This is a genomic window from Marinobacter sp. V34 (assembly GCF_055524115.1).
In genome coordinates this window covers 337,217-360,678 of sequence record NZ_JBUPZY010000004.1, presented here as the reverse complement: position 1 = coordinate 360,678, position 23,462 = coordinate 337,217, and the positions used below count along the sequence as shown (strand labels likewise).

Annotated in this window: 24 protein-coding genes; 14 read left to right on the top strand and 10 right to left on the bottom strand. The window is 57.9% G+C overall.

Annotated elements, in window-relative coordinates; all coding sequences use genetic code 11:
* Nucleotides 1-44: 44 nt before the first annotated feature.
* From AC0B60_RS09385 to AC0B60_RS09365, 5 genes are all read right to left on the bottom strand, one after another.
* A complete protein-coding gene (locus tag AC0B60_RS09385) occupies nt 45-956 on the bottom strand; it encodes an AAA family ATPase (protein WP_465085537.1) in 912 nt (303 codons plus the stop codon).
* 7 nt (nt 957-963) lie between these two features.
* A complete protein-coding gene (locus AC0B60_RS09380; RefSeq protein ID WP_465085535.1) occupies nt 964-1,887 on the bottom strand; it encodes a carbon-nitrogen hydrolase in 924 nt (307 codons plus the stop codon).
* Entirely contained in the window at nt 1,884-2,918 is a 1,035-nt protein-coding gene (locus AC0B60_RS09375) for an agmatine deiminase family protein (RefSeq protein ID WP_465085608.1), read from the bottom strand. Before AC0B60_RS09375 ends, AC0B60_RS09380 begins: the two co-directional genes overlap by 4 nt.
* Before the next feature lie 92 nt (nt 2,919-3,010).
* A complete protein-coding gene (locus AC0B60_RS09370; protein WP_465085533.1) occupies nt 3,011-3,319 on the bottom strand; it encodes a hypothetical protein in 309 nt (102 codons plus the stop codon).
* Between the two features lie 156 nt (nt 3,320-3,475).
* Complete coding sequence (locus tag AC0B60_RS09365) at nt 3,476-4,063, bottom strand: PilZ domain-containing protein (protein ID WP_465085531.1); 588 nt, start codon at nt 4,061-4,063, stop codon at nt 3,476-3,478.
* 114 nt (nt 4,064-4,177) lie between these two features.
* On the opposite strand from AC0B60_RS09365, the gene AC0B60_RS09360 reads away from it, so the two are divergent.
* A complete protein-coding gene (locus AC0B60_RS09360) occupies nt 4,178-5,419 on the top strand; it encodes a lipoprotein-releasing ABC transporter permease subunit (protein WP_465085529.1) in 1,242 nt (413 codons plus the stop codon).
* The gene (locus AC0B60_RS09355) at nt 5,412-6,122 is read left to right on the top strand and encodes an ABC transporter ATP-binding protein (protein WP_465085528.1); all 711 of its coding nucleotides are present in this window, start codon (nt 5,412-5,414) and stop codon (nt 6,120-6,122) included. The genes AC0B60_RS09360 and AC0B60_RS09355 overlap by 8 nt, the downstream gene beginning before the upstream one ends.
* On the opposite strand, the gene AC0B60_RS09350 is transcribed toward AC0B60_RS09355, so the two are convergent.
* Entirely contained in the window at nt 6,110-6,685 is a 576-nt protein-coding gene (locus tag AC0B60_RS09350) for a DUF2062 domain-containing protein (RefSeq protein ID WP_465085526.1), read from the bottom strand. The two genes, AC0B60_RS09355 and AC0B60_RS09350, sit on opposite strands and share 13 nt — an antisense overlap.
* A gap of 95 nt (nt 6,686-6,780) precedes the next feature.
* Between AC0B60_RS09350 and AC0B60_RS09345 the strand changes: the two genes are divergently transcribed.
* The 9 genes from AC0B60_RS09345 to murB all read left to right on the top strand — a co-directional run bounded on the left by AC0B60_RS09345 (nt 6,781) and on the right by murB (nt 15,606).
* Nucleotides 6,781-9,162 (top strand): DNA internalization-related competence protein ComEC/Rec2, encoded by a 2,382-nt coding sequence (locus AC0B60_RS09345; protein ID WP_465085524.1) that lies wholly within the window; start codon nt 6,781-6,783, stop codon nt 9,160-9,162.
* Between the two features lie 92 nt (nt 9,163-9,254).
* Entirely contained in the window at nt 9,255-9,881 is a 627-nt protein-coding gene (locus AC0B60_RS09340) for a MotA/TolQ/ExbB proton channel family protein (protein ID WP_007155358.1), read from the top strand.
* Nucleotides 9,882-9,886: 5 nt separating this feature from the next.
* On the top strand, nt 9,887-10,312 hold the full coding sequence (locus AC0B60_RS09335) for an ExbD/TolR family protein (protein ID WP_317305559.1): 426 nt from the start codon (nt 9,887-9,889) through the stop codon (nt 10,310-10,312).
* Nucleotides 10,305-12,080, top strand: coding sequence for a lipid A export permease/ATP-binding protein MsbA (gene msbA, locus AC0B60_RS09330; protein WP_465085521.1), 1,776 nt, complete (start codon nt 10,305-10,307; stop codon nt 12,078-12,080). The genes AC0B60_RS09335 and msbA overlap by 8 nt, the downstream gene beginning before the upstream one ends.
* Nucleotides 12,077-13,087, top strand: coding sequence for a tetraacyldisaccharide 4'-kinase (gene lpxK / locus AC0B60_RS09325; RefSeq protein ID WP_465085519.1), 1,011 nt, complete (start codon nt 12,077-12,079; stop codon nt 13,085-13,087). The genes msbA and lpxK overlap by 4 nt, the downstream gene beginning before the upstream one ends.
* 10 nt (nt 13,088-13,097) lie before the next feature.
* Nucleotides 13,098-13,286, top strand: a complete 189-nt coding sequence (locus tag AC0B60_RS09320; RefSeq protein WP_007155362.1) for a Trm112 family protein — start codon at nt 13,098-13,100, stop codon at nt 13,284-13,286.
* Nucleotides 13,287-13,298: 12 nt separating this feature from the next.
* Nucleotides 13,299-14,099, top strand: a complete 801-nt coding sequence (kdsB, locus tag AC0B60_RS09315) for a 3-deoxy-manno-octulosonate cytidylyltransferase (protein WP_465085517.1) — start codon at nt 13,299-13,301, stop codon at nt 14,097-14,099.
* A complete protein-coding gene (locus tag AC0B60_RS09310) occupies nt 14,096-14,575 on the top strand; it encodes a low molecular weight protein-tyrosine-phosphatase (RefSeq protein WP_465085515.1) in 480 nt (159 codons plus the stop codon). The genes kdsB and AC0B60_RS09310 overlap by 4 nt, the downstream gene beginning before the upstream one ends.
* On the top strand, nt 14,572-15,606 hold the full coding sequence (gene murB / locus AC0B60_RS09305) for a UDP-N-acetylmuramate dehydrogenase (protein WP_465085513.1): 1,035 nt from the start codon (nt 14,572-14,574) through the stop codon (nt 15,604-15,606). Before AC0B60_RS09310 ends, murB begins: the two co-directional genes overlap by 4 nt.
* A 37-nt stretch (nt 15,607-15,643) precedes the next feature.
* On the opposite strand, the gene AC0B60_RS09300 is transcribed toward murB, so the two are convergent.
* A complete protein-coding gene (locus AC0B60_RS09300) occupies nt 15,644-17,377 on the bottom strand; it encodes a proline--tRNA ligase (protein ID WP_465085511.1) in 1,734 nt (577 codons plus the stop codon).
* Nucleotides 17,378-17,485: 108 nt separating this feature from the next.
* Here AC0B60_RS09300 and AC0B60_RS09295 point away from each other — a divergent pair, with 108 nt between their 5' ends.
* Together AC0B60_RS09295 and AC0B60_RS09290 are read left to right on the top strand one after the other, a co-directional pair.
* Complete coding sequence (locus AC0B60_RS09295) at nt 17,486-17,914, top strand: PaaI family thioesterase (protein WP_465085510.1); 429 nt, start codon at nt 17,486-17,488, stop codon at nt 17,912-17,914.
* A 10-nt stretch (nt 17,915-17,924) separates the two neighbouring features.
* Nucleotides 17,925-18,539, top strand: coding sequence for a TetR/AcrR family transcriptional regulator (locus AC0B60_RS09290; RefSeq protein WP_465085508.1), 615 nt, complete (start codon nt 17,925-17,927; stop codon nt 18,537-18,539).
* 4 nt (nt 18,540-18,543) lie between these two features.
* Here the strand turns inward: AC0B60_RS09290 and AC0B60_RS09285 are convergent, their stop codons facing one another.
* Nucleotides 18,544-19,041 (bottom strand): Lrp/AsnC family transcriptional regulator, encoded by a 498-nt coding sequence (locus AC0B60_RS09285; protein ID WP_465085506.1) that lies wholly within the window; start codon nt 19,039-19,041, stop codon nt 18,544-18,546.
* 146 nt (nt 19,042-19,187) lie between these two features.
* Here AC0B60_RS09285 and leuA point away from each other — a divergent pair, with 146 nt between their 5' ends.
* On the top strand, nt 19,188-20,888 hold the full coding sequence (gene leuA / locus AC0B60_RS09280) for a 2-isopropylmalate synthase (RefSeq protein ID WP_465085504.1): 1,701 nt from the start codon (nt 19,188-19,190) through the stop codon (nt 20,886-20,888).
* A gap of 77 nt (nt 20,889-20,965) precedes the next feature.
* Here the strand turns inward: leuA and AC0B60_RS09275 are convergent, their stop codons facing one another.
* Together AC0B60_RS09275 and AC0B60_RS09270 are read right to left on the bottom strand one after the other, a co-directional pair.
* Nucleotides 20,966-21,175 (bottom strand): cold-shock protein, encoded by a 210-nt coding sequence (locus AC0B60_RS09275; RefSeq protein WP_048494874.1) that lies wholly within the window; start codon nt 21,173-21,175, stop codon nt 20,966-20,968.
* 319 nt (nt 21,176-21,494) lie between these two features.
* Nucleotides 21,495-23,369, bottom strand: a complete 1,875-nt coding sequence (locus AC0B60_RS09270) for a propionyl-CoA synthetase (RefSeq protein WP_465085502.1) — start codon at nt 23,367-23,369, stop codon at nt 21,495-21,497.
* Nucleotides 23,370-23,462 lie beyond the last annotated feature (93 nt).

Below are 23,462 nucleotides of genomic sequence, written 5' to 3'. Positions count from 1 at the left end.
GTTTCCAGTTGTTTTGCCCAATTCATTCCATTAAGTGATGCTATCTATTCAATGACAGAGACGGAGGTCAGAAGTTGCCTTACCCTCTCCGCGCTTTTTCCGGACTCGCCCTGTTCAAGGCGGTGTTCGGCGACCGCGGGAAATACGGCCTGAATGTCATCCGGCAATACATGGTGGCGTCCATCCATCAGGGCCCATGCCCGTGCGGCGCGCACCAGCCCGAGCCCCGCCCTGGGTGACAGGCCGTACAGCAGGCCGGGCATGCGCCGGCTCTGTTCCAGCAGGCGCTGTACGTAGTCCAGCAGTGCCGGGCTGGTGGACACCCGGTTGACGGCGTCCTGGAGGGCTTGCAGGTTCTCCGAAGAAAGCAGTGACTGAAGCCTGTCGGTCATGACCCGGCGGTCTTCACCTTCCAGCAGTTCCCGTTCGGCGCGCGGATCGGGATAGCCCAGGCGTATGCGCATCAGGAAACGGTCGAGTTGGGACTCCGGTAACGGGTAGGTGCCGCCCTGTTCGATGGGATTCTGTGTGGCGATCACAAAGAAAGGATGGGGCAGTGGCCGGGTTTCGCCCTCGATGGAAACCTGGCGTTCCTCCATGGCTTCCAACAATGCGCTCTGGGTTCTGGGGGAGGCGCGGTTGATTTCATCGGCCAGGACAACCTGCGCGAAGATTGGACCGGGATGGAACACCAGGCTGCCCGCCTGCTTGTCGTACATAGAGAACCCAAGAACGTCAGCAGGTAACAGATCATTGGTAAACTGGATGCGTTGGTAGGTCAGGCCCATGACCTTGGCCAGCGCGTGGGACAGGGTGGTTTTGCCCATTCCCGGAATGTCCTCAATCAGCAGGTGGCCCTTGGCCAGCAAGCCGCAGAGTGAAAGCCGTACCTGGTGATCTTTGCCCAGGAGTATGCTGTTTAACTCGCGGATAACCGTATCCGTCAGTTTTTTCATGAAGTGCTTAGTCCCTTACCCGCTTGAGAATGTCGCCGTAGGCGTCGATGCGTCGATCTCTGAAATACGGCCAGATGCGCCGAATCGATTCACTGCGAGAGCGGTTAATGGTGGCGGACAATAAGGTTTCGGAGTGGTCGTCGGCGCGAGCCAGGAATTCTCCCTGGGGCCCGCAAATGAAGCTGTTGCCCCAGAAGCGAATGCCATCCGAGCTGCCGGACGGATCGGGTTCCGTGCCGACGCGGTTTGGTGCAATGACCGGCAGGTTGTTGGCAACCGCATGGCCGCGTTGAACGGTTACCCAGGCGTCCAACTGGCGCGCTTGTTCCTCTGGGTCATCGGTGACATCCCAGCCAATGGCGGTGGGGTAGATCAATACCTCCGCGCCGGCCAGCGCCATCAGGCGGGCGGCCTCTGGATACCACTGATCCCAACACACCAGCACACCCAGCCGACCCACTGAGGTGTCGATGGGGGTGAAGCCATTGCGGCCGTCGTTGAAGCTGGCGTCGCCCGGTGTGAAATAGAATTTTTCGTAAAAGCCGGGGTCGTCGGGAATATGCATCTTGCGGTAGAGACCGGCGATGCTTCCATCCCGCTCGAAAACGACAGCCGTATTGTGGTAGACGCCGTTCATTCGCCGTTCAAAGATAGACCCGACGAGAACAATGCCAAGTTCCGCAGCCACAGCGGATAGCCGACGACTGGTCGGGCCGGGTATGGGTTCGGCGAGTTCGAATACCGAGGTGTCTTCGGTCTGGCAGAAGTAGAGCGTGGCGTGCAATTCCTGCAGTACGACGAGTTGGGCGCCGTCCGCTGCCGCCTGACGAACCAGGCGTTCGCTGGTGGCCAGGCTGGTGTCCTTGTCGGCGCTGCACTGCTGTTGAATGGCGGCAATGGCCAGGTCGGCGGATTGAGGAGTCTGAGTCATGCGCCTACAACCCCTGCAGGTACCTGCATGGTGACGCAATGCAGGCTGCCCCCCTGTGCGATCAATGGTCGGCAGTTCACCGGAATCACTTCCCGGCCGGGGAACAGATTCGCCAGGGTGGTCACAGCCTCTTCATCCTGCGGTACTCCGTAAACCGGCACCAGCACCGCGCCGTTGATGACCAGGAAGTTGGCATAGGTTGCGGGAAGGCGCTCGCCGTCTTCGTCATGGATGGCGTCCGGCCAGGGCAGCGGGGTCAGGTGGTACGGCTGGCCGTCAGCCTGATGAAACTGCTGCAGCTCTTCCTCCATGGCTGCCAAGGCGCTGTAGTGCTCATCGCTGACGTCCGGGCAGGTCACGTAACAGATATGGTCCTCGGCACAAAAGCGCGCCAGGGTGTCGATATGACTGTCGGTGTCGTCGCCGGCAAGGTAGCCGTGATTCAGCCAGAGGATGCGCTCCGCGCCCAGCGTTTCCGACAGCAGATGTTCAATACCGGCTCGATCCATGGATGGATTGCGGGAAGGCGTCAACAGGCATTCGCTGGTGGTCAGCAGGGTGCCGTTACCGTCGGATTCGATAGAACCTCCCTCAAGAACAAAGTCGACCGGTATCAGCGGTGCCGTTCCAAAACTGCCAAAATTAGACAGGTGGCTGTTCAGGGCATTATCCTTTTCCCAGGAGAATTTTCCGCCCCAGGCGTTGAATCTGAAATCCAGTAATTCGTGGCTTTCACCGCGGGTGATGGCGATGGGGCCGTGGTCGCGTGCCCAGGTATCGTTTGCCGGGGCGGGGACCGCCACAACACGGCCGGGTAAGCCATTCTCTTGAGCGAACTGGTTGAGCTCCCTTTCCAGCTCCTGCAAACGGAAAACATGTTCACAGCTGAGTATTACGTGCTGAAAGCGCAGTACGGTTCGTGCGATCTCCATAAACACCGGCTCGACATCAGCGAGGATGTCGCTCCAGTCCGTTCCGGGATGGGGCCAGGTAAGCATGATGGCACTTTGGGGTGCCCACTCGGCGGGCATCACAGGTCTGGAAGTCAAGTTGTGAACACCTTATCCAAAAGCCGCCATTCTAACGAACGAGCGGGGTTGCGTCAGGATATGCAGAGGATTTTTTAGCGGCTGGGCTTTAGTACCGCATGGATCACCCGGTCAGCTTCAAAGTACACGACAAAATCCGCGTAGTGCCATTGCGATATGGGTGGATTGCCCACAGGCCCGGAGGTGCGTATCGGGTTGCCCCAGCCGTTGCGAACGCTGGACTGACTCACGCCAGTACGTGGCAGGTTTTCCTGTGCGCCGCGCTCAGCCTGCGACATCACTGGAACCCGAACCTCTTCTGCCACTGTGGTGGAAAGCGGGGCTGCCGCCAGTCCTGAGAGGGCTGCGGTGGCGCAAACGGCTTTTATGGTGCGGTAGTTCATCAGTGACTTACTCCCTGGGATCGTCGTATTCGGTTGAACGGGGTTGCCTGGAAAATCTGGAAAGTACCGAGGCGGGTACTCGCCAGACATTGATAAAACGTAATATCTAACAAAGACTAACAAAAGTCAGCCCGAATTCGGTGATTTGTGGACCGTTTACTCTTTCTGTCGCTGGCGGATCTGCCATCGCATCACATGGCGGGCAATTTGCTGTCGGTCGCTGTCATGAATGTCGGTGAACTCCGTATGAACCGTGCCACCGCCGCTTTTGTCAGGTACAACGTCGATGACTCTGGCAGTAGCCACGGGTTGAAACAGCTCAGGCGGCAGGGTCATTCTCAGAGCCAGTTGGTCACCGGCGGAAAAGCGGTTGGTGGAGCTGTGGAACGACAGTCCCCCCTCGCTGAGTGTGACGTCCTGCCAGTCCCCAGGTTGCAACGGATTTTGCTCAAAGGCCATAATGCGCGCCAACGTATCCAGCTTCCCGTTCAGAGACTTGATCAGAGAGGTCAGCAGACGGTCACGTTCTGCCAGGTTGGCGAGCTGTGCCCTGACATCCTGGTCCAGGCGCCTGAACTCCGAGCGCAGGCTTTCCATGTGGTTGCCGTTAAAAGGGTTTTCCCGATTGGTTTCGCCAGAACCCAGCGTTCGGACTTCCAGGCCTATGTGGTCACTGATGCGAAAGAAGTCCCTGCGGTCAGTGGGTATATTCGCCGGGTTATTGTCGGGTGTCATTTCAGACATTTGGGCTCCATAACGCGGTATTATTGTTTCCTGATAGCAGTTTAGCAGCTTCCTGACGGCCCGTATTGCCGTAGGATTTTCGACAGACCAGAAGGCAGCGACAGGCTCCTCCCAATGTTCAGACCCTTATCATTGTATGTTGGCTTGCGGTACACCGCGGCCAAACGACGTAATCACTTCATTTCGTTCATTTCCCTGACGTCCATGATTGGCCTGATGCTGGGCGTGGCCGTCCTCATCATCGTGTTGTCGGTGATGAATGGCTTTGACCGTGAGCTCAAGCAGCGAATTCTGGGCATGGTGCCTCACGCTGTGATCCAGGGTAATCCCGATCTTGATGATTGGCAGGAAGTTGATCGGGAAGTAGAGAAACACCCGTCGGTGATTGCCGCGGCGCCCTTTATCCAGGGTCAGGGCATGGTTACAGGTGGCGGTGATGTTCGCGGCGTGATGCTCAATGGCGTACTGCCAGAGCAGGAGCGAAGCGTTTCCATTATCGAAAACCACATGATCGAAGGTGGGCTGGACGATCTGAAATCCGGAGAGTTTGGCATTATTATCGGTCGGCAAATGGCCGCAAGCTTGCGCCTGCAATTGGGTGACCGGGTAACGGTAGTGTTACCGGAAGCATCGGTAACTCCGGCAGGCGTGCTGCCGCGACTGAAGCGCTTCACCGTCAAGGGCGTATTCAGTGTCGGGGCTGAACTGGATGGCAATTACACTCTGATTCATATGGATGATGCGTCAAAGCTCATGCGCACCGACGGCAAAGCCCAGGGCGTGCGCCTTCTGGTGGACGATCTGTTTCAGGCTCCGAAAGTGGCAGAAGAAGTTGCGCGCCAGCTGAGCGGCCGCCACTACATATCTGACTGGACCCGAACCCATGGCAATCTGTTCCAGGCCATCCGCATGGAGAAGACCATGATCGGCCTGCTACTGATGTTCATTGTCGCGGTGGCTGCGTTCAACATTGTATCGACACTGGTGATGGTGGTTACCGACAAGACAGCCGATATCGCTATTCTGCGGACCATGGGCGCAACACCCGGGCGAATCATGCGGATCTTCATGGTGCAGGGCGCGGTGATCGGCATTACCGGTACCCTGGTGGGTACAGCGCTGGGCATTCTGGGCGCCTATAACATCAGCGGGTTTATTGCCTGGCTGGAGGCGTTCATGGGGCATCAGTTCCTCAGTGCGGACGTCTATTTCATCAGTTATCTGCCGTCCCAGTTGCAATGGCAGGACGTGTGGATCATCAGTGGTGCCGGCCTCGCCATGAGTCTGTTGGCAACGATCTATCCGGCGTGGAGAGCATCCCGCGTCGACCCTGCGGAGGCCCTGCGATATGAGTGATTCAGCAACCATGAACGATGACAGGTCCTTGGTGATCAACTGTGAAAAAGTGACCAGAACCTACAACGAGGGACCGGGAAAGCTAACGATTTTCTCAGACATATCCCTTCAGGTATCGGCTGGCGAATCCGTTGGTATTGTTGGCAGCAGTGGTGCCGGCAAAACCACGCTGCTGAACCTGCTCGGGGGGCTGGACAAACCTTCCTCGGGCCATATTGATATCTGCGGAACGGATATCCACCGGATGAGTGAATCCGGCCGAGCGCGTTTTCGCAACCGTCACCTCGGGTTTGTTTACCAGTTCCATCACTTGTTGCCGGAATTCTCGGCACTGGAAAACGTCATGATGCCGGGCGCGTTGGGTGGCCGTGGCGTCCGCCAGGCTACGGAACAGGCAACCGCCATTCTCGAACGTGTCGGGCTGGGCGCGCGTCTGGGGCATAAACCCGGAGAGCTTTCCGGTGGTGAGCGTCAGCGGGTGGCGATTGCCCGAGCTCTGGTGAACGAGCCGGAGTGCGTCTTGATGGATGAGCCCACCGGCAATCTGGATGAGCAGACCGGGGAAAGTGTTCGCGAGCTTATCGAGTCGCTCAGGGACCAAATCGGCATTGCGTTCGTGTTGGTCACTCACGACATGGCCATGGCCAGGAGCTTGGGGCGGGTGCTACGGCTTGAGCAGGGTGAATTATTTCAGGAGCTTTGATGGGCGTCGGCGCCCGGCTTGGATTTGCTGTGGGCGGCCCGGCGGCATCGGATTCGAAGTAGCTGGCGCTCCCGCCAGTCGCTACGGACCTTGCGCCGCCACAGGAATTGAATGATCAGATAGGCAAGGCAGGCTGAGCAGGTGGCCACCAGTACCGATCCCAGGTAGAGAGGGATGCCGATATCCATTAGACGGCCGCTGAGCCACGACCAGGACAACTGGATCTCGAAGTTCAGTACCGGTCTGTCCAGTATCCAGGCCCCAATCTTGTAATTGAAGTAGAACATCGGCGGCATGGTTACGGGATTGCTGATCCAGACCAGTACCACCGAAAGCGGCAGGTTGGCGTTGAACCAGATGGCGAAGAACGCAGCGGCAACCATCTGGAACGGCATCGGTATGAATGTCAGGAAAATGCCTACCAGGAATGCCCTGGCGACGCTGTGCCGATTTATGTGCCACAGGTTGGGTTCATGAAGGATATCTCCGAGGAAGTGCAGCGACTCGATCGAGCGCACTCGTTCCGGCGTTGGTAGATAGCGTTTCATGAACTTCTTTGGCATTGGGAAGTTCTGCCTGCTCGGGATAATGGTTCCGGGGTATGGCGGCTCCCGGAATTGACCAACTATCAGGAGGACAAGGATTGTCCGGAAGTTTTATGGCCAGGGTCGGCCTCGTGGGCTTCGCCTGCGGCGTTATCTTACTGTATAGCCTGGCGGTCTTGCCACCTTTGCACTGGCTGATTTCCGCGACGCCTCTCCCGTTTATCGCGATACTCCTTGCCAGGTCCCCGCTGTTCAGGGCAGTCGCAGTCCTGCTTGCTGGTGGAATTGTTGGTCTGGCCTGGGCGGCGATGCAAGCGGGCGACCGGCAACGGTCGGTGCTGCCGCCTGCACTGGAAGGCAAGGAGCTGGACGTCTCAGGGTATCTTTGTGATGTCCCATCCGAAGGTAGCTTCGGTAGCGTCCGTTTCGGCTTTTGCGTAACGCAATGGCATCTGCCTGAGGTCGACAATACATACTCCTCTGATGAATTGCCGGATCAGCTTCGGCTCGCCTGGTACGATGACGAAGCAACAACCTCTCCCGGCCATCGGCTGACGCTGACGGTTGTTCTCAAGCGCCCTCATGGAGCGGTGAACCCGAAGGGATTCCGCTATGAATCCTGGCTGTATCGCAAGGGCTTTGGTGCCACCGGAACGGTTCGCGAGCTTTCCCGCGCAGACCACCTTCCATGCCCGGTTCGTTGCCGGTACCACCGCTGGCGCGATGAGCTGGTGGACGCTACCTCGAACAGACTGTCCGGCGCCCACCATTTTCCGTTAATAACATCCCTGATGATGGGCTACCGCGGGCATATGCAGCCCGAACACTGGGACGTCCTTAAGGCCACTGGCACCATTCATCTGGTCGCGATTTCAGGGCTTCACCTCGGGTTGATTGCCGCTGGGGCCGGCTTCCTGTGCCGCCGCCTGCTGCTTTGTCTTCCGGAAAATCGAGTATCGCCCGCGACACTAAGGGTGTTGGTCTTCCTCGTAGTCGCCAGTGCGAGTGTCGGGTATGCGCTTGTGGCCGGGTTTTCCGTGCCAACAAGGCGTGCATTGGTAATGGTCATCATCGCCGGGTGGGTTCTCGTCGGCGCTCGGCAGTCTGGGGTGTTCACGGGTCTGCTGACCGCGCTGGTGGTGGTGTTGCTGAGCGATTCGTTCTCACCCCTGGACCAGGGGTTCTGGCTTTCTTTTGGCGCTGTCACGGTTCTGGTATTGCTGTTTGCACTTCGTGTTGGGAGGACCGGTTGGCTCGCGGGGCTGTTACTTGCCCAGATGGCCGTATTTGCGGGGCTCTGGCCGATATTGTCCAGCCTGGGGCAGTCTCAGCCGGTGGTCGGGCTGGTTGCCAACCTGTTCGCCATTCCCTGGGTATCGCTGGTGGTGATGCCGTTATTGGCCCTGGGCGCTTTTACACTGGTATTCCTTCCCGCTGCTGATGCGCTGGTAGTTGGTGTGTTGGATGGAGCTTTCGGGGTGCTATGGCAGGGGCTTTCCTGGCTCGCGAACGTTGATGTTGTGCTGGCGGCACCCGGCCCAGCGCAGATTGCGGGATTTTCCCTGGTGGTCCTGATGGCCTTGCTGGTGCCGTTCAGCGGGTTTCGGAAGGCCAGTGCTTCCGTTGTGTCGTTATGGATTGCCGTGATCATGTTTCGGGGCAGCGGGATGGAACCACCGAACGAGACGGTGACCCATCCTGAAATCTGGGTTTGGGATGTGGGTCAGGGGCTATCCGTTATGCTTAGAGAGCGGGACCGGGTGCTGGTCTACGACACCGGCCCGGCACTGGAAGGTGTCTACTCGTCGGTGGAATCGGTGCTGGTTCCCAATCTGACTGCTCTGGGCGTTCGCCGTATTGATACTCTGGTTGTCAGTCACGGCGATGGTGACCACGCCGGGGGACTGCCGTTGCTGTTCGATCGATTCGAGGTCGGACGGGTTATTACCGGCGAGACCGGGAGAGTTGCCGACAAGCTGCCGGAAGGCGTGAAGGTGGAGCCCTGTTCTGGCGAGGTGGATGTCCGAATGGGGGAGTTGGAGCTGACGTTCTGGCGAAGCCCAGGCAAAGTTGAGGGTAATGACGCGTCCTGCGTGCTGACGGTATCGTCGGCTGTGCCGCCTGTTGAAGTGGTGTTGCCTGGCGACATAACCCGCCGGGTGGAAGGGGCGTTTATTGCCCGGGCCGACAATTTCGGGAATGATATCGACCCCTACCGAGTTGTGTTGGCACCCCACCACGGCAGCATAACGTCCTCATCGGAACCTTGGGTCGCCCACATGGCACCGGATCTCGCCCTGGTCAGCGCCGGCTACCGGCATCGTTTCGGCCATCCCCATGCAGACGTGGTTGAACGTTATCAGTCCGTTGGCAGCGACATCGTCAATACCGCTACCTCCGGCGCAATCAGGCTGGTTCTGGAGCCGGGCGGAGTGATAATGACCGAGGCCAGGGCAGCGGCCCCTTTCTGGATTCGTAAACCCGAAACTCCCTGAGAAGAGTGTAAAAACCGTGACATTCCGGGTGTGGCCTACAGCGGCAGCTATGCTAAAGTAGCGCGGCTTGTAAACAATCAGGGAGACCAAGCGTGTTCGAGCTTTTGAAAGCCGGTGGCATCCTCATGGTGCCGATTCTTGCCTGTTCCATTCTTGCCCTTGCCATCATTCTTGAGCGCTTCTGGACGCTCAGGCCATCCAGGGTAACGCCCCAGCACACCATCAACGAACTGTGGCGGTGGATCAAGAAAAAAGAGCTTAACGGGCGCAAGCTCAAGGCGTTGCAGGGATCGTCTCCTCTGGGCCGGATTCTGGCCGGCGGTTTGATGAATGCCAAACATGGTCGCGAGATCATGAAGGAAAGCATTGAGCACGAGGCGAGTCAGGTCATCCATGAACTGGAGCGCTTCCTGAATCCCCTGGGGACCGTTGCGACCATTACGCCTCTTTTGGGACTTTTGGGAACCGTTATCGGCATGATCAAGGTGTTTGCGGAAATCCAGCTCGCCGGTGTGGGTGATGCCGGCAATCTGGCGGGGGGTATTTCGGAAGCGTTGATTACGACGGCTTCGGGCCTGAGCGTGGCCATACCGGCACTGATCTGCCACCGTTACTTCATTCGACGTGTCGATGAGTTGGTTGTCGGTATGGAGCAGGAAGCCATCAAGCTCGTGGAAGTGGTGCATGGCGACCGCGAAATTGACGTGGAAGGAGCCTGAACACTGTGAAGTTCAAGCGTCAGAGAAGTCAGGAAGTCGGGGTAGACCTGACGCCACTGATCGATGTGGTCTTCCTGCTACTGATATTCTTTATGGTGTCCACCACGTTCACCCGTGAGAGCCACCTCAATATCGAATTGCCGGAAGCCAATGGTGAGCGGTCGGAGTCCGAGGCAGAGTTGATTGATGTGGTCATCAACGCCGAGGGCCAGTACATTCTCAACGATCGAACCCTGGTGAATAATCGTCGGGAAACACTGGAAAGGGCGGTTCGTGAATTGGCGCAGGACAACACGTCGCTGCCGTTCATCATCACCGCGGATGCCCGTACCCCTCACGAGTTCGTCGTGCGTGCCATGGATGTGGCGGGGCGTCTTGGTTTTGCCAAACTCAGCATCACCACCGAGCGAGAGGCGGAAGGCAGTGAGTGACGCCACGTCGACAGCCGAAGAGTCCCACCAGCCGGCAAGTAACTGGGGCACCTACAAACGCCTGTTGGCATACGTAAAGCCGTTCTGGCTGGCGTTCTCGCTGGCCGTGGTTGGCAACATCATCTACGCATCGGCCTCCACCGGTATGGCGGCGGCGATGGAATACGTTATCACGGCGCTGGAAAACCCCACTGACGAGAACCGGATTCTACTGACGTTGCTGATTGTCGGTGTGTTTGCCTTCCGCGGTGTTGGTACCTTCATGAGCCAGTATTTCATCAGTTACGTCGGGCGCCAGGTTATTAACGCCTTGCGCAAACAGGTCTTTGATCGGTTGCTGAGCCTGCCTTCCCGCTATTTCGATGAGAATGCTTCCGGCCGGCTGGTTTCCAAGATTACGTACAATGTGGAGCAGGTGGCAGATGCCACGACCAATGCCGTGACCATCACCCTCAGGGAAGGGCTTACCATCCTGGGCCTGTTAGGGTTTATGATTTACACCAACTGGAAATTGACCCTGGTGTTCCTGGCCGTAGGGCCGCTGATTGCCCTGGTGGTCAGCTACGCGAGCAAACGCTTCCGCAAGATCAGCAAGCGTATCCAGGGGTCGATGGGTGATATCACCCACGTGGCCTCCGAATCGATCAGTGGTTACCGGGTGGTTCGCACCTTCGGTGGCGAGCACTTCGAGCGCGATCGCTTCCGCAAGGTCAGTGAAAAAAATCTGGAGCAGAGTCTGAAGATGGCCTCCACACAGGCCATTAGCATTCCGGTTATCCAGGTGTTGGTGGCGATTGCGATCGCAGCACTGGTATGGACCATGCTGGCGCCCGAGATCCGTGGAGCAATGAGCACTGGTGAGCTCGTAGCCTTCATTACTGCCGCAACGACCATGGCCAAGCCCATTCGTCAGGTAACGTCCGTGCACGCCAAAATCCAGCGTGGCGTTGCTGCCGCCCACGATGTCTTTGGAACCATGGACGAGGAACCGGAACACGATCCGGGTACCTACGCACCGGAGCGGGTTGACGGCAACATCGAATTTGAAAACGTGTCGTTCCGCTACCGTGATCAGCTGGATGACGTTCTCAAGGAAATTTCCCTGAACATACCCGCCGGTCAGAGTGTGGCCCTGGTAGGGCGTTCGGGCAGTGGCAAATCGACACTGGTCAGCCTCCTGCCGCGTTTCTACGAATATACCGGTGGGGATATCAGACTGGACGGCCATTCCCTGAAGGAATTCAGCCTGGAAGCCTTGCGCTCCCAGATCGCTCTGGTGACCCAGAATGTCGTTCTTTTCAACGATACCATTGCCGCCAACATCGCCTATGGCGCTCTCCGGCACTGCAGTCGCGAGCAGATCACTGACGCAGCGGCCAAGGCCCATGCGCTGGAGTTCATCGACCGTATGCCAGAGGGCCTGGATACCATGATCGGTGACAACGGGGTGATGCTCTCTGGTGGCCAGCGTCAGCGACTGGCCATCGCAAGGGCTTTGCTGAAGAACGCACCGGTGCTGATCCTGGACGAAGCAACATCGGCCCTCGATACCGAATCGGAACGGCATATACAGAACGCACTGGAAACCGTTATGCAGGGTCGCACGACCTTGGTCATTGCCCACCGGTTGTCCACCATCGAGAAGGCGGATCGCATCCTGGTGATGGAGGGCGGAAGAATCGTCGAGTCCGGTCGCCATGACGAGTTGCTGGCCGAAGGGGGTGCTTATGCCCAGCTCCACCAGATGCAGTTTAGCGAGCAGGCATGACCACGCTGGTGGAGCGGGTATGGTACAGCGGTAGACGCCCCCTATGGCCGTTGTATCCGTTGGTCTGGCTTTACCGCACCATTTCTGAAAACCGTCGCCGCCGGGCCTGGCAGGCTATGAACGAACGCATCCCGGTTCCGGTGGTAGTGGTGGGCAACATCACGGTCGGGGGCACCGGGAAATCCCCGCTGACCGCCGCCCTCACCAGCCTGCTTAAAGCTCAGGGCTGGCAGCCAGTGATCCTGAGCCGTGGCTATGGTGGCAAGTCCGATCACTATCCTTTGTTGGTGCGCGCTGATAGCGACGCGGGAACAGCCGGTGACGAGCCGGTAATGCTCGCAGCGCAATCGGGGTGCCCGGTAGTGGTGGACCCGGATCGCAGACGGGGCGCCCTATGGGCGTTGGAGAATGAGCTGGGTACCATTTTGGTGTGTGACGATGGGCTCCAGCATTATCGGCTTCCCCGGGATATCGAACTCGCGGTCTTCGACGCTGCCCGTGGCGTCGGCAACGGCGCTCTGATTCCGGTGGGGCCCTTGCGTGAACCTTTGGCGCGGCTGGAATCCGTCGATTTCGTGATCACCAATGGTGGTCTTCTCGAGGAACTGGAGCATGAGCACCAGTTCACCATGACCCTGGCTCCGACAGAGCTGCGCAACCTTGTGACCGGGGAAGTACTGTCTCCGGAGCGCCTTGAGGGCCGTCGCGTGAGGGCTGTGGCGGGGATCGGTAATCCCGGCCGGTTTTTCGATACACTGATCGCGCTGGGGGCCCAGGTCAGGCCTCTTGCCTTGCCGGATCATCATCGATTTACGCCCGCAGACCTGCACTCCGAAGACGGCGAATGGCTGGTGATGACCGCCAAGGATGCCGTCAAGTGTCGCGGGATCGCCCCGGATAACACCTGGGTCCTGGCTGTCACGGCCAGCCTCCCCAAGACGTTTGCCGAGGCTTTCGTAGCCCGCGTCAATAACTGCAGCCAATCGCTGGATACAACGACACTGTGAGAACCGCACCATGGATAAAAAACTGATGGCTCTGTTGGCATGCCCGGTATGCAAAGGGGACCTGAAGCTGAACGACGCCAAAACCGAACTGGTCTGCTATCAGGATGCGATGGCCTTTCCGATTCGCGAGGGGATACCGGTGATGCTCGCCACCGAAGCTCGGACTCTGACGACCGACGAGCGACTCCACAAACGCTGACAGGAAGACTGTATGTCATACACCGTCGTTATCCCGGCACGTTATGCATCCACTCGGTTGCCTGGCAAACCACTGGCAGACATTGCCGGCAAGCCGATGATTGAGCATGTTTATGAGCGGGCATGTGAAAGTCAGGCTGGTCGTGTGGTGATCGCCACGGATGATGAGCGCATTGAGACTGCTTGTGCCGCCTTCGGTGCGGAAGTGGTGATGACCTCCGACAATCATGCCAGTGGTACCGACCGCCTTGAAGAGGTGGCCCGGAAGCTGGGGTTTGGCCCGGATAACCGGGTCGTCAATGTTCAGGGTGATGAGCCCTTGATCCCGCCGGAACTGATCGACCAAGTGGCGGCAAACCTCGAAGCTCACCCTGATGCGGCCATCGCCACCCTCTGCGAGCGGATTCCGGACGCCACCAGCGTGTTCAATCCCAATGTTGTCAAAGTGGTGTTCGATAACCGGGGCATGGCCCACTACTTCAGCCGGGCACCCATTCCCTGGGCCCGGGATTCGTGGCAGGGCCACGGCAGCACCACCGACGCCGCACGGTCGCTACCGGAAGGGTGCGATTACTTTCGTCACATTGGTATCTACGGTTATCGCGTCAGCTTACTGCGGAACTTCGTGACCTGGGCGCCAGCCCCCACCGAAGTCACTGAATCCCTGGAACAGTTGCGGGCGCTCTATAATGGCGCCCACATTCATGTCGAAGAAGCGTGCCGGATGCCACCCGCAGGCGTGGATACCGCCGAGGATCTCGAGCGTCTGAGACAAATCATGACCACCAGGCAAAGGGGGGCAGGACACTCATGAATCCGGAAGTAAACGTATTGTTTGTCTGTCTTGGCAACATCTGCCGTTCGCCCAGCGCGGAGGGTGTTTTTCGCCAGGTGGTTCAGCAGTCCGGGTTTGAAGACCGCATTGCCATTGATTCCTGTGGTACCGGCGACTGGCATGTTGGCAAGTCCCCGGACGGAAGGGCCGTGTCGGCTGCGGGCACGCGCGGAATAGATATCAGCGATCTTCGGGCTCGCCAGTTTCAGGCGCCGGATCTGGATCGGTTCGACTACGTACTGGTGATGGACCGTCAAAACCTCGCGGACGTAAGGGATGTCTGGCAGCGGCATGGTGGTACCGAGCCAGCCCTGTTTTTGGGGTTCGGCCGTTCCGGCGAAGAGGAAGTGCCGGACCCATACTACGGTGGCGACCAGGGTTTCGAGCACGTACTTGACCTGATCGCCGAGGCCAGTGAAGGTCTTCTTGACCATATCCGGGAGCAGCTGGTGTGACCCGTTTCGGGGAGATCAGGGAGAACGTGTCCCTGGGAACGATGAACAGTCTTGGTATCGAGGCGAGGGCACGGTATTTCGTGTCGGTAACCACTGTCGAAGCGCTCCGGAGGGCGTTGGAGTGGGCATCGGAAGCGTCGGTTGAGCCGCTTCTGCTGGGGGGCGGAAGCAACCTGGTGTTTGCCGGCGATTTCCCGGGGCTGGTGATTCGTATCGCCATCGCCCGCCGTTGCTGGGAGAAGGTTGATGGCGATGAGGCGACTCTGGTACTGGGTGCTGGCGAAAACTGGCATGAGAGTGTGTTGTACGCCGCTTCCGCGGGCTACAGAGGTGTCGAAAACCTGGCGCTGATTCCTGGCACTGTCGGGGCGGCACCGGTTCAGAACATCGGGGCTTATGGAACTGAATTGCAGGACACCTTGGTAGACATCAGGGCCCTGGATCGGCAGACCGGCAACGACGTGGTGTTGACCAACAGTCTCTGCCATTTCAGCTATCGCGACAGTGTGTTCAAACACGAACCCGGGCGTTACGTCATCACTGAGGTTCGTCTGCGTTTGTCCCGCACCCGACCATTTTCACTGGATTATCGTGACCTTTGCGACTATTTCGATGGGCAGAACCTGGGCGATCTCACCCCTTTGGATGTTGCCAATGCTGTCATGGCGGTTCGTCGTCGCAAGTTGCCTGATCCGGAACAGCTTCCAAATGCCGGCAGCTTTTTCAAGAACCCGGTAGTACCGCTTACAACCTGGGAATCGCTTAAGAAGCAGCATGCCGAGATTGCCGGCTACCCAAGTGATGACAATGCCAAGGTGGCGGCCGCGTGGCTGATCGACCAGTGTGGCTGGAAGGGGTACCGCAATAGCCGGGTTGGCGTCCATAACCGTCAGGCATTGGTGCTGGTGAACCATTCGAACGGCAGCGGTCAGGACGTGTTGGCGTTGGCCAACCGTATCCGGGAGGATGTCGAAGCGCGCTTCGGTATTGTGCTGGAAATGGAACCAGGTGTGATCGGTTCATGCCCATAGGGCAGGCCTGAACCGATCACGTTCGTTGCGCGGTGCCTTAGAGGCCGTTGCGCGGGGATGCGCTGATCAGGAAGGGGAGTGCCTCGGCCAGCGGAATATCCTGCTTGTCTTCGTCACGGCGGCCCTTGTATTCCAGGGTTTCTGCCGCCAGGCCCCGTTCGGACACCACGAACCGGTGAGGAATGCCGATCAACTCCATGTCCGCGAACTTCACGCCCGGGCGTTCGTTTCTGTCATCCAGCAGAACATCAAAGCCAGCCTGACGGAGCTGTTCATAGAGCTTTTCGCCGGCGGCCTTCACCGTCGGGGATTTGTGGCCGTTCAGGGTCACGATAGCCACCTGAAACGGGGCAATGGCGTCGGGCCAGATGATGCCCTTATCATCGTGGTTCTGCTCAATGGACGAGGCGACAATTCGGGACACGCCAATGCCGTAACAACCCATTTCCAGGGTGGCGCTCTTACCGTTCTCGTCTAGTACCGTGGCGTTCATGGCCGTGCTGTACTTGTTGCCCAGCTTGAAAATGTGGCCAACTTCAATGCCGCGTCGGATTTCCAGGGTGCCCTTTCCGTCTGGGCTGGGGTCGCCTTCGACCACATCGCGCAGGTCTTCCACGCGGGCCAGTGGCACATCCCGCTCCCAGTTCACCCCGGTCAGGTGGTGGCCTTCCTTGTTGGCTCCGCAGACAAAGTCCACCATGTGCGCTGCACTGCGATCGACAATGACTGGCACCGGCAGGGCCACGGGGCCGATGGAACCGGCCTTGCAGCCGACGACCTGTTCGATCTCCTCGTCGGTTGCCATGGTCAGCGGTTCAGCGACATCGGGCAGGTTTTCTGCCTTGATTTCATTAAGGGTATGATCTCCTCGCAAAATCAGGGCAATCAGGCCACTGTGACCGTTGTCGTCTTCTTCGGCCTTGACCAGCAGGGTCTTGGCGCAGCGACTGGCGTCCACCTTCAGGAACGCTGCAACTGCCTCTATGGTCCGTTGCTCTGGTGTGGCCACTTCCGCCATTTCTTCGGAAGGCGATGAGCGGTCTCCGGTGGGTGCAACGGCTTCAGCTTTCTCAATGTTGGCCGCATAGCCGCTGTCGGTGCTGAACACAATGGCGTCTTCACCAGATGAGGCCAGTACATGGAATTCGTGGGACGCGCTTCCGCCGATGGCGCCGGAATCCGCCTCGACGGGGCGGTAATCCAGACCCAAGCGATCAAAGATGGAGCAATAGGTGCGATGCATGACCTGATAGGTGTCGTTCAATGATTCCGCATTCACATGGAAGGAGTAAGCGTCCTTCATGATGAACTCCCGGGCACGCATCACGCCAAACCGGGGGCGTCGCTCATCACGGAACTTGGTCTGGATCTGGTAGAAATTCGCGGGCAGCTCTTTGTAGCTTTTCAGCTCATTGCGAATCAGGTCGGTGATGACCTCCTCGTGGGTGGGCCCGAAGCAGAAGTCACGACCATGGCGGTCGTTCATCCGCAGTAGTTCACCGCCGTACTGTTCCCAGCGCCCGGATTCCTGCCACAGCTCCGCAGGTTGAACCGCAGGCATCAGCACTTCTTGTGCGCCACTCTTGTCCATTTCCTCGCGAACGATGCGTTCAACCTTGCGAAGCACCCTCAATCCCATTGGCAGCCAGGAATAGAGGCCGGAGGCCAGTTTTCGGATCATTCCCGCCCGGAGCATCATCTGATGGCTGATGATCTCGGCATCGGCAGGCGTTTCTTTTTGGGTGGCAATCAGGTAGCGGCTTGCTCGCATTGTGTTATCCGTAAGCAGTTGAGAAGAGGTTCTTTATTTATCCTGTCGTGCTCGCTATTGTACGGAGCGATTACCACGAGGTACAGATGGACATTGGGAGAGCAGCGAATGACACTGACCGCAGCAGAAGTCGAGGCCGTTATCAGGGCCGGTGTGCCCATGGCCGAGGATATCGGATTTACGGTCGACGAAGCGCAGGAGGGTGGGTTCGCCCGCACCCGCCTGGTGTTCTCGGAACGCCTGATTCGCCCCGGCGGCACATTGTCTGGTCCGGTGCAGATGGCCTTGGCGGATGCGTCCATGTACGCGGCAGTGATGGCCGCCATTGGTCAGGTTGAAATGGCGGTGACCAGTAACCTGTCGATCAATTTCCTGCATAAGCCGGCACCGGACGATCTGATAGGCGAGGCTAGGGTTCTACGGATGGGGCGCCGACTTGCTTTTTGCGAAGTGCGGTTGCTCTCCGGGCAGGGAAGCGACGAGAAACTGGTCGCCCATGTAACGGGCAGCTATGCTTTACCGTATAACCGCTACTGAAGCAGGAGATATGACCGAAGAAACCGTGGATATCACGCCTCGCCGTCAGCCCGTTCAGGCCAGAAGCCGCGAGCGCGTGAATAGTATTCTCAGCCATGCGGCAGCGATTTTCCACGAAGTGGGTGTCGACGCCACCAGTATGTCTGCCATTGCCCGTCAGTCCGGTATGTCACTCGCCTCCCTCTACCGTTACTTTCCCAACAAGGCTGCCATTGTAAAGGCCATTGCCGAAGGGCATGTTGAACGGATGGAGACGGCATTGCGGGAGCGTCTTCAAACCCTGGAGCTGGTAGATGCCGTAGACGTTCTGATCGACCTGTTCTATGAGTTTTATCGAACAGAGCCTGCTTATTCCGTGATCTGGAGCGGGGTAGAATCGATGCCCGAACTGCGGGATCTCGATGTCCGCGAGCTATACAGCCATGCCCGTGACCTGGACAACCGCTTGCGGGACGTCTGCCCTCGCATTCCCGAAGATCGTCGATGGACGGCAAGCCTGATGTTGCCCCGCTCGGCCGGAACCGTTCTCAGGCTTGCGGCGACCCTGCCGGAAGAGCAGGCTCGCTCGATGGTGAGTGAGCTCAAGTGCATGGCCCGGGCCTATCTGGCTGAACTCATCCGCTAGCGAATCAGGACAGATACCCCAGAGGCAGGGCCGTACTGTCAATCACCCGCCTCAGCACAAAGCTGGAGTGCACACCACTGACGCCCTGGATGCGGGTGATGCGATTTAGCAGAAAGTGGTGATAGTGATCCATGTCCGGTACCACCACCTTGAGCATGTAATCGGCATCCTGGCCGGTAATCAGGTAGCACTCCTGAACTTCAGGGTATTCACCCACCTGCTGTTCGAACGCTGCGAAGCGCTCGGGGGTATGCCGGTCCATGCCGATGAGTATGATTGCCGTAAGGGACAACCCCAGCTTCTTGTGATCAAGGATCGTTACCTGCCGGACAATAACTCCGGCGTCTTCCAGGGCGCGGACCCTCCGCAGGCAAGGAGAGGGCGACAGGCCAACCTTGTCGGCCAGTTCCTGGTTCGTCAGTGATCCGTCCTGCTGCAATTGTTCGAGGATATTGCGGTCAATCTTGTCGATTTTAATAAGTGACTTGTCGGAATTTGACATAAAATTCCATCCTTTATGAGTATTGTGAAATATTATGTCTATTCTGAGTATCTTGAGGGAGAAAAAGCAATCATTTTCCCCGTGTGAGGCGTTATCCTGATACACAATCAATGAATTCCCCGTGAGAACAGCAAGGAATCACCCCAATGGCATTTGATCATCGTAAATACGTTGCGTTTACGCCGGTGGCGAAAACTGATCGTCGCTGGCCGAACAAAGTCATCACCACCGCACCCCGGTTTTGTGCGGTGGATCTGCGGGATGGCAATCAGGCGTTGGTGAAGCCGATGTCGGTAGCCCAGAAGCAACGGATGTTTGATTTGCTGGTAAAGCTGGGGTTCAAGGAAATCGAGATTGGCTTTCCCGCGGCGAGCCAGCCGGATTTTGACTTTTGTCGCAAGCTTATTGAGGAAGATCGAATTCCCGATGATGTGCACATTCAGGTGCTGACCCAGGCGCGGCCTGAGTTGATTGAGCGTACCTACGAAGCCCTCAAGGGGGCTCGCAAGGCCATCGTGCATGTGTACAACTCAACGTCGACGGTTCAGCGGGAACAGGTGTTCGGCATGGACCGGGTAGGGGTGAAGGAGATTGCGGTTAATGGCGCGAGGATCGTTAAGGCCAATGCCGAGAAGTACCCGGACACCGAGTGGACATTCCAGTATTCGCCGGAGAGTTTCACCGGTACTGAACTGGATTACGCGGCGGAAGTGATTGATGCGGTGAACGACGTCTGGCGGCCAGACCAGGGTCAGCCAGTGGTGATCAACCTGCCGGCCACAGTTGAGATGGCTACCCCCAATGTGTTTGCTGACCAGATCGAGTGGATCTGTGATCAGGTCCGGTATCGCGAGCACATCAGTATCAGCGTTCACACCCACAACGACCGCGGCTGTGCCGTTGCGGCTGCGGAGCTGGCGGTCATGGCCGGTGCAGACCGGGTTGAAGGAACATTGATGGGCAATGGTGAGCGCACCGGCAATATGGACCTGGTAACCATGGCCATGAACCTATATTCCCAGGGCGTGGATCCAACGCTGGACCTGTCTGGCATGGCTGAGATTACCGATGTGGTTGAAGCCTGTACTGAAATTTCTACCCATCCCCGTCACCCTTATGCCGGTGAGCTTGTGTTTACGGCCTTCTCAGGCAGCCACCAGGATGCAATCCGTAAATGCCTGGCCCGCCGCTCCGAAGGCGAAAGCTGGCATGTGGCGTATCTGCCCATCGATCCTCATGACCTCGGTCGCCGTTACGAGGAAGTGGTTCGCATCAACAGCCAGTCTGGCAAAGGTGGTGTGGCTTATGTCCTGGAGCGTGATTACAACATCAGCCTGCCACGGTGGTTGCAGATCGAGTTCAGTAAGCTGGTGCAGCGAGAGGCCGAAACCAACGGCGGAGAGATTGACTCACTGACGATTCATCGGTTGTTCGAAGATCGTTACCTGAAGGTGGCCAAAGCCTGGGAGTTGAGATCCTATGACCTTCACCGGGATGATGAAGGCGTGAATGCCGTTGTGAGTATTGGCGCTGAAACCGACCCGATAACCCTAAAAGGGCATGGCCTCGGAGCGGTTGAGGCCGTGTCGGCGGCGCTGGAGGCGGAATACGACATAACCCTGGCGGTGGAAGCCTACGATGAATTTGCATTGGGTGAGGGCACCAACGCCAATGCACTGGCCTGTATCCGTGTAACTGTGGGCGGACAGCATTGCAGTGCGGCCGCTCTCGCCGAAGATACGACCTCAGCTACCTTGCAGGCGTTGTTCTCGGCGGTATCCCAGGTGGTTGAAGCCGGTCGTCGGGATCAGGCTGTGAATAAGGCGTCAGCGGAAGCGGGTGCCTGAAAAAGAAAAAGCCGGCGAATGCCGGCTTTTTCGGATTCCCTGTGCCCGTGAGGGGCATAGGGCGGGGCCGCGTAACCTCAGACCGGGGTTACGTTTTCCGCCTGGGGACCTTTCGGGCCCTGAGTCACGGTAAACTGCACTTGTTGACCTTCGGTCAGGGTGCGGAAGCCGCTTGAGTTGATTGCACTATAGTGAACGAAAACGTCACTGCCACCGTCCTGGGCGATAAAGCCAAAGCCCTTGGACTCGTTAAACCACTTTACGTGGCCTGTTTTTGTATCTGACATTGATCTTTCCTGTATTTCTGAAATTTTGCCCTCACGGGACCATCGGTATCCTGTCGGAATACCGGCGCTGTAAAAATTCAGGAAGTACTGAGGAAAGGGGCAACGAAGAGCACTTCGGCAGGACGTTGAAACGCATTCACCAAATACCGCTGTATTTTCACAGCAATTTCAGTATAGACCGAGTTCGGGAAGCGTCAACGCTTTTTTTAGCACTTTATTTAAGTTTTTTAAGCCGCAAAAACAACGAGTTGTCATAAACTCGTCACCAAGCGTATGCACCGTTGTGGCGCAGTTTCCGATTGGTGACGGGCTTTGGTGGTCAGCCTTTGAATTGCTCGCTGATCTCTTCCAGTATGGCGGGGTCGTCAATTGTGCTCGGTACCGCGTAGTCCTCGCCATCGGCGATCTGGCGGATCACCCGGCGCAGGATCTTGCCGGACCGGGTTTTGGGGAGTCTTTCCACCACCAATGCCTTGCGGAAACAGGCAATGGCGCCGATTTTTTCGCGCACCATCTCAACCAGCTCTTCTTCAAGTTCGTCGTGGTCAATAGTTGCACCATCCTTGATCAGTACGAGCCCCACGGGCACTTGGCCTTTCATGTCATCGTGAGCGCCGACCACGCAGCATTCCGCAATGGCCGGGTGGGCTGCGACCACTTCCTCCATCTCTCCGGTGGACAGCCGGTGGCCCGCGACATTGATGACGTCGTCCGTTCGACCCATCACGAATACATATCCGTCTTCATCAACAAATCCGCCATCTCCGGAACTGTAGAAGCCTTCGATGGGGGTCAGATAGGTGTTACGGAATCGGGCGTCGTCACCCCATACCGTGGACATGCAACCTGGAGGGAGTGGCAGTCTAACGGCTATTTGGCCCTGTTCCCCGGCCGGAACCTGGCTGCCCTTCATATCAACCACCTGAACGTTGAACCCAGGAGACGGAAGCGTGGCGGCGCCAGGTTTCGTCGTCATCATTTCGATGCCCACCGGGTTGCAGCAAATCGCCCAGCCGGTTTCGGTTTGCCACCAGTGGTCCAGTATTGGCAGGCGGGTATGTTCTTTCAGCCATTCGTAGGTCGGTGGGTCCAGGCGTTCGCCGGCCAGGAAGAGGCGTTTCAGGGAACTGATGTCGTAGCGGGATAGCTGATCAGCCTCCGGGTCCTCCTTGCGCACGGCCCGGAAGGCTGTTGGTGCGGTAAATAACAGATTCACGCCGTGGTCCTGAACCACTCGCCAGAATGCGCCAGCATCCGGGGTTTTGACCGGCTTGCCTTCGTAGAGAATGGTGGTGCAACCGGCGAACAGCGGCCCGTAAACGATGTAGCTGTGGCCAACGACCCAGCCAACGTCCGATGCAGCCCAGTAGACATCTCCCGGGTTGGCGTCGTACACCAGGTGCATGCTGTAGCGAAGAGCCACGGCGTGGCCACCATTATCGCGCACGACGCCCTTGGGTTTGCCGGTGGTTCCGGACGTGTAGAGGATATAGAGCGGGTCCGTGGCCCGGACAGGCACCGGGTCTACCGGGCCGGCCTGGCTAACCAGCTCATTCCAGTCGAAATCGCGACCTTCCCGGAGGGCGGCTTGTACCTGCGGGCGCTGAAACACAATGCAGCTCTCTGGCTTATGGGTGGCCTGATCGATGGCTTTGTCCACCAGAGGTTTGTATTCGATGACTTTGCTAATCTCGATACCGCAGGAGGCCGTGATGATGGCTTTGGGCTTGGCATCATCAATGCGCACGGCCAGCTCATTGGCTGCAAAGCCGCCAAAGACCACGGAATGAATAGCACCAATCCGGGCACAGCCCAGCATGGCTATGACGGCTTCCGGAATCATCGGCATATAGAGTATCACCCGGTCGCCCTTGGTGATGCCTCTATCCTGGAGAGCGCCGGCGAAGATCGCCACCGCATGGGTAAGCTCGTTGTAAGTGTATGACCGGGTGGTGCCGGTGACAGGAGAGTCGTAAACGAGAGCCTTCTGTTCGCCGCGCCCGGCTCGGATATTGGCATCCAGTGCGACATCGGAGGTGTTAAGGATGCCATCGGGAAACCATTGCCCATGACCGTTATCGGTGGGCTGCCAGATGGTTTTCGGAGGCTCCATCCAGTCGATGGCAGACGCTTTCTCGCGCCAGAAGGTGTCAGGCTGGTCGATCGATTGCCTGAACTCGGAGTGGTAGTCCATAACATCCACCTCGCATCACTGTTGTTGTGTTTTGTGTTACCCACAACTTTAAGCGCTTTGAGGTATAGGACTACTAGACCATAGGCTAAGTTT